At 37.1% G+C, this 12287-nt stretch carries 9 protein-coding genes; 4 read left to right on the plus strand and 5 right to left on the minus strand.

Translation table 11 applies throughout. The features are described from left to right. The first annotated feature begins 220 nt into the window (after positions 1 to 220). Genes CHRYMOREF3P_RS04275 through CHRYMOREF3P_RS04290 form a run of 4 tightly spaced genes read left to right on the plus strand, consistent with a single transcriptional unit; the run spans position 221 to position 5743 of the window. Positions 221 to 667 carry a hypothetical protein gene (locus CHRYMOREF3P_RS04275; RefSeq protein WP_180563938.1) on the plus strand — a complete coding sequence of 149 codons (447 nt, stop codon included), beginning with the start codon at positions 221 to 223 and terminating at the stop codon, positions 665 to 667. Beyond that, positions 664 to 2742 (plus strand): GMC oxidoreductase, encoded by a 2079-nt coding sequence (locus CHRYMOREF3P_RS04280; protein WP_077416683.1) that lies wholly within the window; start codon positions 664 to 666, stop codon positions 2740 to 2742. The genes CHRYMOREF3P_RS04275 and CHRYMOREF3P_RS04280 overlap by 4 nt, the downstream gene beginning before the upstream one ends. Before the next feature lie 4 nt (positions 2743 to 2746). Then, the gene (locus CHRYMOREF3P_RS04285; RefSeq protein ID WP_180563939.1) at positions 2747 to 4198 is read left to right on the plus strand and encodes a ferritin-like domain-containing protein; all 1452 of its coding nucleotides are present in this window, start codon (positions 2747 to 2749) and stop codon (positions 4196 to 4198) included. A gap of 18 nt (positions 4199 to 4216) precedes the next feature. Continuing rightward, positions 4217 to 5743, plus strand: a complete 1527-nt coding sequence (locus CHRYMOREF3P_RS04290) for a peroxidase, FMP-type (protein ID WP_180563940.1) — start codon at positions 4217 to 4219, stop codon at positions 5741 to 5743. Between the two features lie 67 nt (positions 5744 to 5810). Here CHRYMOREF3P_RS04290 and CHRYMOREF3P_RS04295 read toward each other — a convergent pair whose 3' ends face one another. The 5 genes from CHRYMOREF3P_RS04295 to gndA form a co-directional block, all read right to left on the minus strand. Beyond that, on the minus strand, positions 5811 to 6449 hold the full coding sequence (locus CHRYMOREF3P_RS04295; protein WP_077416677.1) for a TetR/AcrR family transcriptional regulator: 639 nt from the start codon (positions 6447 to 6449) through the stop codon (positions 5811 to 5813). 722 nt (positions 6450 to 7171) lie between these two features. Then, positions 7172 to 7810, minus strand: a complete 639-nt coding sequence (locus CHRYMOREF3P_RS04300) for a TetR/AcrR family transcriptional regulator (RefSeq protein ID WP_077418037.1) — start codon at positions 7808 to 7810, stop codon at positions 7172 to 7174. Between the two features lie 664 nt (positions 7811 to 8474). Beyond that, positions 8475 to 9185: a 6-phosphogluconolactonase gene (gene pgl, locus CHRYMOREF3P_RS04305; protein ID WP_180563941.1), complete on the minus strand. Its 711-nt coding sequence runs from the start codon at positions 9183 to 9185 to the stop codon at positions 8475 to 8477. Positions 9186 to 9212: 27 nt separating this feature from the next. Beyond that, positions 9213 to 10694 carry a glucose-6-phosphate dehydrogenase gene (gene zwf, locus CHRYMOREF3P_RS04310; protein WP_180563942.1) on the minus strand — a complete coding sequence of 494 codons (1482 nt, stop codon included), beginning with the start codon at positions 10692 to 10694 and terminating at the stop codon, positions 9213 to 9215. A 13-nt stretch (positions 10695 to 10707) separates the two neighbouring features. After that, positions 10708 to 12126 carry an NADP-dependent phosphogluconate dehydrogenase gene (gene gndA, locus CHRYMOREF3P_RS04315; protein WP_180563943.1) on the minus strand — a complete coding sequence of 473 codons (1419 nt, stop codon included), beginning with the start codon at positions 12124 to 12126 and terminating at the stop codon, positions 10708 to 10710. Positions 12127 to 12287 lie beyond the last annotated feature (161 nt).

Genomic DNA, 12287 nt, shown 5'->3' on the forward strand with positions numbered 1-12287 from the left:
AAATTACACCATTGTAAATTACGTAGAAATACTGAATCTAATCTGAGAGGATCTGATTAATTTCGGATAAACAAAAACTGATAACTATGGATAGCTTGAAAAGTATGCATTCATTTCTGGAAGAGAAATGGTATCTGAAAATCCGGCAGCTATAGATCAATCGGTATGATAACTTCCTGTTGAAAGGAGTTGAAGATATCTAACCCAAATTTTTAACGAAATGAATATTATTAACAAAATCCTCAACGTCGACGATTATTATTTCGACGTGTTTATGTCTATCTCGGAAGCGCTTGCCGGGTTTACTGTAAACGAGTTACAGTCTACAGGTTTGGCAGAAACCTATTACACCTACATTCTCAAAAGCTTAGATGCCGCTACTTTCGTAGAATTCCTTACTGTATCTAAAAACATTCTTGAAAAACATTCCGGTAAAGATGAATTGAATAAGGCTATTCAATCCGAAATTATCTCCAATCCCGGAATGAATGATATTTCCGGAAAAGTGATCACCATGTGGTATCTGGGAACCTGGGAAGGCGCTTATATCAATGATCTTTCTTACAAAGAAGGTCTTGTCTGGAACCTGATGCATTCTCATCCGCCCGGAGCAAAACAGCCTGGCTACAAATCGTGGAATATAAAACCTGTAAACAGCAACTCATGAATCCAACAAATAACAAAAAAGATGTGATCATCGTAGGAACCGGGATCGCAGGATCATTAATCGCAAAACTGCTGACTGATCATGTATTTGACGTAACAAAAGGTAAAATGATCCACCGTGCAGATGCAGGAAAATCGGATAATATCAGGGAAATATCAATCCTTATGTATGAAGCGGGTCTGGAAGCTGGTATTGAACTGGATTCCGTATCCTCAATGACCACTTACAATGAGTATATCCGTACTTTTTACAGAGAAGAAGCCAAAGTTCCCAACTCTCCTTATCCGAATTTGAAGCAGGCACCTTCTCCAAATGTTCTGGATATGGAGCACATTGTTCAGCCCTTTCCAGATAAAAAAGGATATCTGGTACAATTCGGACCAATGCCGTTCGCAAGTGATGCCATCAGAGTGGGAGGCGGAACGACCCTTCACTGGCTGGGAACGACTCCAAGAATGCTTCCGAATGATTTCAAACTTACCGAGAAATATGGTATTACCATTCCCCAGCCGAATTCCGATAAGCCAAGTCCGGTTAATTGGCCGATAGATTATGAAGAATTAAGGCCTTATTACGAAATGGCAGAATTTGAAATCGGGGTTTCCGGAGATGTTTCAAAACAGGAATATCCAATTTTGGAGAATAGGGAACAATATTATGGAGATTATGTATTCCCGATGGAAGAAATTCCGCAAAGTTATATGGATCATAAGATCATTGATGGGCTTAAAGGTACGAGTGTAAAGCTAAGCTCCGGAGAGATTCCTTTGATGATGGTACCATCTCCTCAGGGAAGAAATTCTATTCCGAATCCAAAATACGGGAAAACAAAGATCATCAAAGCCGAACCAAAAGAATCGGGTTACAAACTGGTTTTGGACAGCTCTGAAAAAGAAGAATATAAGGCTCTCGGTTCTGTCTGGAATCCTTATATGGGCGAGCGCTGTGAAGGAAATGCGTCCTGCGTTCCCATCTGTCCGGTTCAGGCTAAATATAATGCTTTAAAGACCTTGAAAAAGGCATTGTATAAGCTTAATGATAATGAAAACCTTAAGCGTAATCCATACATGCAGATTCAGGCTCAGAGTGTTGTGTACAGATTAAGTGTTGACCAGAATGATAAAGAGAAAATTTCCAAAGTTCATCTGAGAAGGTATACTTCAAAGGAAAAAACAGATTTTGTTGAAGAATCTATTGACACCTCAGACGCTATTGTGATTCTGGCTGCCAATGCTTTTGAGAATCCAAAAATCCTGCTGAATTCCAAATATACCGTTAATAATGTTGTAAAAACGGCTGCCAACAGCAGTGACCAGGTGGGAAGAAACCTGATGGATCATATGGTAATGCTTACCTGGGGACTTTTCCCCGAACCGGTTTATCCATACAGAGGTCCTGGTTCCACCACCAATATCTCGTCTTTCCGTGACGGAAACTTCAGAGGTGAATTTTCTGCATGGATCTCTCCTCTTGACAACTGGGGCTGGGGCTGGCCGGCATTTTCTCCGGGATCAGATGTTGCCTATTTTATCACCAAGGAGAAGCTTTTCGGAGCAAAATTAAGAGAAGCACTTACGAACAGACTTTCAAAACAGGTTTTATTCCACTTCGAGATTGAACAGCTGCCGAATCCAAATAACAGAGTAACCATTGATGATCAGTATCTGGATGTACTTGGAATTCCGCGTCCTGTAATTCATTATGAATTAACAGAATATGAAATGAAAGCTATGGAACAGGCAAAAAACGCTTCTGATCAGATGTTCAAAAGATTACATATTAAAGATTTCACATCATACACCGCCGAAGACAAAAACTCTGTCATCTACAATGGAGTAAGATATTCCTATAACGGAGCAGGTCATATAGTAGGAACTCACAGAATGGGTTCTACAGCAGAGGATTCTGTCACCAACAGCTACTGTAAGGCTTGGGACCACCCGAATTTATATATTGTAGGAGCAGGAAACATGACCACTTTGGGAACTTCAAATCCTACTTTAACATTATCAGCATTCACAATCCGTTCAGTAGAATCTATCCTTGCTGATCTTGAAACTCAACTTAAAAAATAACAACATGAGACAAAGACTTATCAATAAAACAGCACAGCCACAGGAAACATTAACAGCAGGAAGAATGGCCGCAAGAAACGCGGTCGCTACAGAAGCCGTTTCATTGCCTTCTCTATTATTTGATTCAACACTTAGCAAAGAAGACTGGACTGAAGGATTAAAACACCACAGCAAAATATTAACTCATCTTTTACTGAATGATCAGATTGATGATTTTAATGCTTATTTAGGTTCTCAGTTCGGTTCAGAAGTGTCTGAATTAAAAAAAGGAGTAAACGAAATTGATTATAAACCCATTTTACAGGACCTTTTACAGACAGCCATTCTCATTGAGCATTCTACCATTCCGCCTTATCTTACAGCTTTGTATTCTATCAAGGATGGAACTAATGCTTTAGCTTCACAAATCATCCGAAGTGTTGCCGTAGAAGAAATGCTTCACCTGATCATGGTTTGCAATGTCCTGAATGCAATTGACATTCAACCCTCTGTAAACAAACAGGAGAACTACCCTACTTATCCGATGAAATTACCCATGAATGTTGATTTCTATATAGGTCTGGAAACATTCTCGAGTAACAGTATTGCCACTTTTATTGCCATTGAAAGCCCAACCAAACCTTTGGTAAAAGCTCCGAAATATGACCATGTAACAGATTCTTCGGCATTATATTCTCAAAGAGCTTCCGTACAGAATACCAACTTGTGGACTCTTGAAAACATGAAAGGTTTCATCATGGAAAATGTTCATACTATTGGTGAATATTATGATGTTTTATTCTTCTATATTGTTATTTTCCAAATCATTGCTTATTACAAAGAACACGGAACTCTTCCGAAGAATTTCGAAGAATTAAATACGGGAGGAATTTTTACAGGAAAGCCATCCAAACAAATCCGTCCTGAGCAATACTATGGAAGTGGCGGAAAATTACATTTCGTAGAAGCTCTAGATGGAGTAATTGCTGTTTTTCAGGAAATTAAAGGACAGGGAGAAGGCGCTGACGATTCTATTTTCGATGTTGATCCGTCACAATTTGAAGAAGGGATGGAGCTGGCTCATTATTTCAGATTTAAAGAAGTATTCCATGAGCATTTCTATCTCGGTGGAAACTATGAGCCTTTTATGGATGAAAACGGAATGATGCCTGTTACTACACCACCAACCGGAAAAGCCCTACCTGTAGAATGGGATGAAGCCTATCCTATGAAGCCTAATCCAAAAGTGGAAGATTATATTAAGAATAAAGAATTACATGCACAGGGCGTTGAGTTTAATAAAACTTACAGACGTTTATTAGATGCTATACAAAGTGCTGTGGAAGGAAACCAAAGAGAATTGGAAAAATCCATTATGTACATGTATGCCTTGAAAGAACAGGCTGTCAATCTGATGAAACAACCATTGGATTCACAAAATAATGCAGGTCCGACTTTCGAATACACTGATTTATAACCATAAAAACGATATATCATGCTTAAAAGAAAAAAAGAAAGTCCCAAAGCGGGAGAAGAACTGTTGCTCCGTAAAATGCCAGGCCAAAATGAAATTAATCTGGCTGAGCTAATGGATGGATATTCAAAACTTCTTATTGATGATCCGGTGAGACCATTCAGAGAAGATAACCTTCAAGCCATCGAAAATAGTGTAGATTATGGAATCCTTGCAGCTTTGGATGGTACGTGGGTAAGCTATAATGTTAATTACAATAAAGATATTACAAAACCCTCATTAGCAAGCGGTGTGCATACTACCATTATGCCTTCTCCAGGAACCAATTCAGGAACAATTCCCGGAAAATTCGCTTTTGATAGTGAAGAATATATTGAGAAACTAACATTTTCAATCGTTCCCGGTGGAGTTCGTAACCGTGGTGGTGCGAGTGAACTTTTCTGTGGAGCTGTTAAATATGAGCAAAGCATAAAGAGCGTTAACACTGTACAGGGACAAGATGCTTTGAAATACACCCCTATCCACGAAGAAAACGGAATGTATCTATGGCTGAGTGATGTTTATAATCATGCAGCAACCAAAGAGTCTATTGAAAGAGATCGTGGTATTCATGCTGTTTCAACAGAAGATGCAAAATATGGATATACCGGCGAATACAGAGATGAGCCTTTGCTAAGGATAACACCAGACGGAGAAGCCAACCCCAAATATATTCTTCAAAGCCAGCTGCAGCCGGGACAGCCTTATTACGAGATTATTCCGGCACAGGAACTCAAGCCGGGAGCAGGACTTGATGGTCCTTATTTCATCCCGGACTACTCTATTTCCCGAAGTGGCGTTATTCCTCATGGAAGTACCATTACATTATTGGGAGATATTATTCCTCAAAATAAAGATAATACAACCTTCTATTTAGTGGAAGGTTCTCCTCAATTTCCTTATGGTAAAGAAGCCTGGGAAACGAATCACCTTTCCATTTCACGTACGATGGGGAATGCAGGAGTAACACCTGAAGACATCATTGATCTTGACAAACCTGCACCGGATTGGGTTCATGAAACCCTTAATGATGATAATGATCCGGGGTCAAATAAAATCTACACCCAGAGAATACTCGCAGATGATTTATATCCTTATTCTGTACGACCTGATCTAAGGCTCAGGGATACATTAAGAGGCCAGAAGGTCAGCAATTATGTACATGTGAGAATGTCTTCCAAAATGAAAACCGGCGCACAGGGAGGTATTTTAAATGTTCCTTTTGTAAACCGTTTTGTTCCTACTGTTGAAGTGGATATGGATATGTGGATTGAAACCATTATTGAAGATGGGAAAGAGGTTCTTCAGCTGCAATATGAGCAAATTGTATTCTTCGAATTTGATTTCGGGAATGATGGAGGTACCACAAGCTGGCCTCATATCCAGGTCAATACACTTCGTAAGTTAGCAGACATCCCTGAAGATCAGAGAAAAGTGATTGAAGAACAGTTCTTCAATACTGGTGAAAATTCCAGTGCAACTTCAGGATGTCCATATCATAAAGGATAGAATATCATCAATATTATACAAAAAAGAGGCAGATTATTGCCTCTTTTTTTATGTTTTCTAAGATATATTAAAGATTCTCGTAGGTTTGGTCCACCATGAAGGATACTGCTTTTTTGATCTTTTCACGTCCTTCAGGTGTATTGGTGTCTATCCCACAGAAAATACTGCCATTCAGAGAGGCAAACATATTGAGGTAATAAAGCCCTGAAACCATAATCGCCATGATAGAGCGATAGGTATCCATTTTATCTTTGAAACGGGATTCCATCAATAATTTGAAGATATATTCTCCGTTTTCCTCCTGGGTATCAATTAGTTTTTTTAATGATTTTCTGGGTTCAGAAATAGTCCACAACAATAGTTTTTGCGCCTCCTTGTTGGTGTATACGTGATCAAATTGTGAAAGCAGCATGTGCTCGATAAATTCTCTTCCTCCATCTTCCAGGTTCGGTTTCATCTTTTCTACTTCCTCACTCGTTACTTTCACCCAAAAGTCCTGTGTACGGACATATTCGTCCATCAGACCATCCATACCGCCAAAATAAGTATAGATCATTTTCTTATCTACCCCGGCAGTTGCAGCGATATCGTTGATCTTCAATCCTGCATGTCCTTTCGTTTTCAGAATTTTTCCAACTGCATCTAAAAATTTTTTCTTACTGCGTTCTTTGTTTCTAATACTCCCTGATGCTGACTTTCTTTCCATGACTAAACATTCAATATACAAGTTTAAGAAAATTTTTTATTATTTTAGACACCTTCGAGTGTCTAATTTCAACTATTTATATATATTTGCAAAAACTAAAACCATCCATTATATAAAAACACTATCGAGATTGAAAAATAAAACTATTCAGATTGTATCGTTAGTTCCCTCAGTTTAAAATGTTTCGAACATAAACGACTGGGGTAAAACACAACCCAACAGCATCATTTTATTTAATGGTGCTGTTTTATTCTCAGAAAGCTGATATGATATTAAATAAAATACTTTTCAATAGAAATTTTAACTTATTCTCTTCAATTACTGAAATGTAAATCTTATTTTAAAAAGATTTTCTGTCTTTTCTTATATGATCAAATTGGAATATCAGCATCATTCAAAAGAATAACTTCTTATTATTATAAAATTAAAATACTGCAATTCAGCACATTAAATAAAATAAAGAAAATTTTCACTATTTTAAACACTTTATAGTGTCTTATTTTATATATTTGTACAAACTAAAACCATCTATATATTTTAAAACACTTTTAGGTTGAAAAATAAGACAATTCAGACTGTTTTATTTAGGTTCCCTTACTTTAAGACAATTTCGAACACGAAACACTAAGGTAGAAACACAACAACACAATTGACCATTAGAAATTTCTAATGGTTTTGTTTTTTACCGGAATTTAATTCCTGAGATTATAACACACCGAATATTACAGATTCTCATAAGTCTGATTCAATAAAAAGGAGATTGCTTTTTTGATTTTTTCCCGTCCGCTGGAAGTATCCACGTCTATTCCACAGAAGATACTGCCATTTATGGCAGAGTACATATTCAGATAATAAAGTCCGGAAACCAGGATAGCCATTATCGAACGTAATTCTTCACTATTTTCTTTAAAATAAGGATCCATCAGCAGTTTAAAAATATATTCACCATTTTCTTCTTGGGTGTCGGTCAGTTTTCTTAGTGATTTTCTGGATTCCGAGATGCGCCATAGAAGTAATTTCTGCGCTTCTTTGCTTTTGTAAACATAATCAAATTGTGACAGAAGCATTTCTTCCATGAAAGATTTTCCCCCGTCATCCAATTTTGGTTTTATCTTTTCTATTTCATCAATGGTTACTTTACTCCAGTAGTCCTGAGACCGGATATATTCATCTATAAGCCCATCTACCCCGCCAAAATAAGTATAGATCATCTTTTTGTCTACCCCGGCGGTAGCAGCAATATCAGTCACTTTCAAAGCAGTATGTCCTTTTGTTCTCAGTATCTTTCCTACTGCGTCCAAAAACTTTTTTTTACTGCGTTCCTTGTTCCGGATACTACCTGCTGCTGACTTTCTTTCCATGGTAAACTTTTCAATCATACAAGTTTATGAATTTTTTTTTACTTTAGACACTTTTTAGTGTCTAAATGTGTATATTTGCATAAACTAATAACCATTTTATATAAACGAACGATCAAAGTTGTGAGGTTGAGTGAGATCAGATTGTACCGTTAGTTCTCTCAGTTTAAATGTTTTTAACATTTCATGGCTGAGGTAAAACATTACTCGCAGCACCATTTTTATGGTGCTGTTTTTATTTAACAGACGTATTTTCTTTCATTTAAAAGTTATAAATACTCATTCTGTTGATTTTTTTAATTTTATTTTCACCTTAAAACACCCTATATCACAGGCTTTTATCAATTTAATTAAAATAATTTTATTTTTTTGAAATTTTAGACACTTAGAAGTGTCTTATTTTGTATATTTGCTTCAAACTAATAACCATTTTACATAGAAGCACTATTGAGTTGAGAAAAATTAAAAAGTTTCGAAAACAAGCAACTAAGGTAAAAACACTAAATGCAACAGTATCATTAGCTCTTTAATGATACTGTTTTTAAAATTTAGATTTTGATTTTGAAATACAGAAAATTGTATATACCGGTTTCGGTATAGAGTAGTTGATATGAAGAGAGACTGTCCCAGGACAGTCTCTTATTTTTAAAGGTCAAAGTTTAGTTTATTATCCTTTTGCTTTTTCGTCTGTAAAAAAATGATATCCTTCCTTTTTTTCAATAAGCTGTAATGGATATAACGATGGATTATACTCACCGTTCAGCACTTCATTCAATGCATGCTTTTTCGATTCACCAAATGCAATAACCAGGATATTTTCAGCATTATTGATCACAGGTGCAGTCAAAGTAATTCTGAACATTTCCTGAGGCTTCAGATAATAAGCAGAAGCCCACTTTTCTTTTTCATTTAAAACCTCCTCGCCAGGAAATAAAGAGGCAGTATGACCGTCATCTCCCATTCCTAAAAGGATAAAATCAAAAATACCCTCGTTCCCAAGCACACTTCTAATCTGTTCTTCATAAGTCTTTGCATAGTCTTCAGGAGTTACTCCTTCAGCATACATAGGAAAAATATGGTTTTTATCAACGGGAACCTGGCTGAGAAGAGCCTCATCCGTCATTCTGAAATTGCTTTTATCATCTTGTAAAGGAACCCAACGTTCATCAACCCAGAAAAAGTATACCTTATTCCATTCAATCTGTTCTTTATATTCCGGAGTTGCCAATAGTTTGAAAATGGCTTTTGGGGAAGAACCGCCACTGAGTGCCACCACAAAACGCCCGCTTTTTTGAATAGATTTTTTTGAAAGGTCAACAAATGCATCTGCTGCCTCTGTGTACAGTTTTTCCAGATCGTCAAATACTGTAATATTCATTTTTTGTCTGTTTAAATTTATATTGTTTTATACCCAGCTATGTCCCTGTCTCTCCACCAAAGCATTGCAATCTTCCGGTCCCCAGCTTCCTGCTTTATAATTCGGGAAGGATAAATCTTTATTATTTTCCCATGCTTCCTGTATTGTTGTCACAACATCCCAAGCCTCTTCTACCTGATCCGAACGCATAAATAAGGTAAGATCTCCTAAAAGAGCGTCCTGCAGCAAAGTTTCATAAGCTTCCGGAGTATCATCCTGACAGGCAAAATTATCAAAAATCATTTCTGCTGGTTTCAAATCCAAAGTCAGTCCCGGTTTTTTCGTCATAAACTGTAATCTGATATCCATCATCGGCTGAATATTAATAATCAATCTGTTAGCTGATAAAAGATGTGGGCTGTCTGAAAATGTGGAATGAGGAAGCGGCTTAAACTGAATGGTAATATAAGAATGCTTTTCTTTCATTTTCTTTCCTGTACGAACATAAAAAGGAACATCCTTCCATCTTTCGTTATCCAGATAAAATTTTATTGCAGCAAAAGTTTCTGTATTGGAGTCTGAAGCAATTCCGTTTTCCTGACGATAACCTTTCACTTCTACCCCGTTTATGGTACCTTTTCCATATTGACCTCGTACAGCATAATGATCTACCTGATCAGGAGAAATTCTGCGGATACATTTTAAAACATCTACTTTACGGTCTCTGATCTCGCCAGACTGCAATGAAGCCGGCGGTTCCATAGCCACCATACACAAGATTTGCAACAGGTGATTCTGAATCATATCCCTTAATGCTCCCGTCTGTTCATAGAAAGCACCTCTTGTCTCCACTCCTACTTCTTCCGCTACGGTAATTTGCACGGATTCTATATATTTATGCTTCCATAAAGGTTCAAAAATAGAATTCCCAAATCTGAATGCCAATATATTCTGTACTGTTTCTTTCCCTAAGTAATGATCAATACGATAAATCTGTTCTTCTTCAAATGTTTTTGCCAGAAGACTGTTCAGCTCAATCGCCGACTGTTTATTATGTCCAAAAGGTTTTTCAATAATAATTCGGTCTTTCTTCGGATCGGAAGCTAATGATGTTGTTTTGATATGATTGGAAATAGTGGTAATGAAATTAGGCCCTATTGACAGGTAAAACAACCTGTTGGCTCTCATCCCGTAAACAGCATCAAAATCCAATAATTTCTGCTGTAGATTCTGGTAAGAAGTTTCCTCATCCAGCTGATGTTGAAAATAAGTAATATGAGCCTGAAAGCCTGCCCAATCTTCAGAAGTTACTTTTTTTCTAGAGAAGCTTTCAAGGTTTTCCTTGATATAATTTCTGAAATTCTCATCAGTATTTTCGGCTCTCCCCAATGCTACAATATTGAAGCCTTTGGGCATTCTGCCGTCGATATATAAGTTATAAAATGCCGGAAAAAGTTTTCTTTTTGCCAGATCTCCCGTTGCACCAAAAATAACGATAGATGTTGGCTGCAAGATTTTATTTTGATTCATTTTTTTTCCGAATTTAATTGTTTGCACTTTGCCAAGAAGTATGGAAAACACCATCTCTGTCAATACGCTGATAAGTATGAGCTCCGAAATAATCACGTTGAGCCTGGATCAGATTTACGGGCAGAGATTCTGTAGTATAGGCATCAAAATATCCCAAAGCTGTCTGAATTCCCAAACTTGAAATACCGTTTGCAGCAGCATATCCGGCAGTTTTTCTTAGAGCTTTGATTTTCAATTTTACCAATTCAGAAATATCATGATCAAGCAGAATATTAGAAAGATCAGGGTTTTGAGTATAGGCAGAATAGAATTTTTCCAGCAATACGGAACGAATGATACATCCTCCTCTCCAGATTTTCACAACATCTTTCAATGGAATTTCAAAACCGTATTCCGCAGATGCTTTTACCAGCAAAGACAAGCCTTGTGCATAACTGATTAATGTTGAAAGAAAAAGAGCATCCCCTACTTCCCTGATAAACAATTCTGTATTTTCCGGCTTTGTGATTTCTTTTTCAGCATATATTTTGGAAGCCTTAACTCTCTCATCTTTATAGGCAGATAAAATTCTTGAAGTTACCGCAATATCAATGGTAGGAATAGAAACACCAATTTCCATGGCCTGCTCAGAAGTCCATTTTCCGGTTCCTTTTGCTCCTGCTTTATCTAAAATCTGATCAACAAGATAATTTTCTGTGAATGAATCTTTCTGAATAAAAATATCTCTGGTAATCTCAATAAGGAATGAATTCATTTCTCCGTTATTCCAATCTCTGAAAACCTCGTAAAGCTGTTCGTTATTCAGCCCGGCACCTCTTTTAAGCAGATCATAAGCTTCACTGATAAGCTGCATTATGGCATATTCAATACCGTTGTGCACCATTTTCACGTAGTTCCCGGCAGATCCTTTCCCCATATATGCTGTACATGCTTCGTTGTCTACTTTTGCAGCAATAGCTTCAAGCATTGGTTTAAGAAGTTTGAACGCCTCCAGATCACCTCCAGGCATTATACTAGGACCTCTTCTGGCTCCTTTTTCTCCACCTGACACTCCCATTCCCATAAAATGCAGTTTTTTAGATGCCAGATCAGCAACACGTCTGTTGGTATCTTCAAAATAAGAATTCCCTGCATCAATTACGATATCACCTTCATTCAAAAGCGGGGTAATGTTTTCCAGGACTGCGTCTACAGGTTTTCCTGCAGGAACCATAAGAATAATTTTCCTTGGGACTTCTAATGCAGATACAAAATCTTCTAAAGAGCCTGTACCTTTTACTTTCATTTCTGAAGCAGCACCATTCTCTAATTCTTTTACTTTCTCCTGATCAAGGTCAAATCCTGCGATTGAAAACCCGTTGTCAGCGATATTATAAAGAAGATTCCGCCCCATTACTCCAAGGCCAACTATTCCATAACTATATCTTTCCATTATATTGGTATTAATATGAATTTAATTACAGAGAATAAAATTACGTAAATGCCTATAAGGAAAAAAATAAAGGAAGAAAAAAATTCGCCAGACTTTCGTTTTGCCCTCATTTATAAGCTACTAATATTCACATTTTCACAGGTTTTTCTTTTTATAGAAAA

This window comes from Chryseobacterium sp. JV274 (assembly GCF_903969135.1).
In the GTDB taxonomy this organism is placed as follows: domain Bacteria; phylum Bacteroidota; class Bacteroidia; order Flavobacteriales; family Weeksellaceae; genus Chryseobacterium.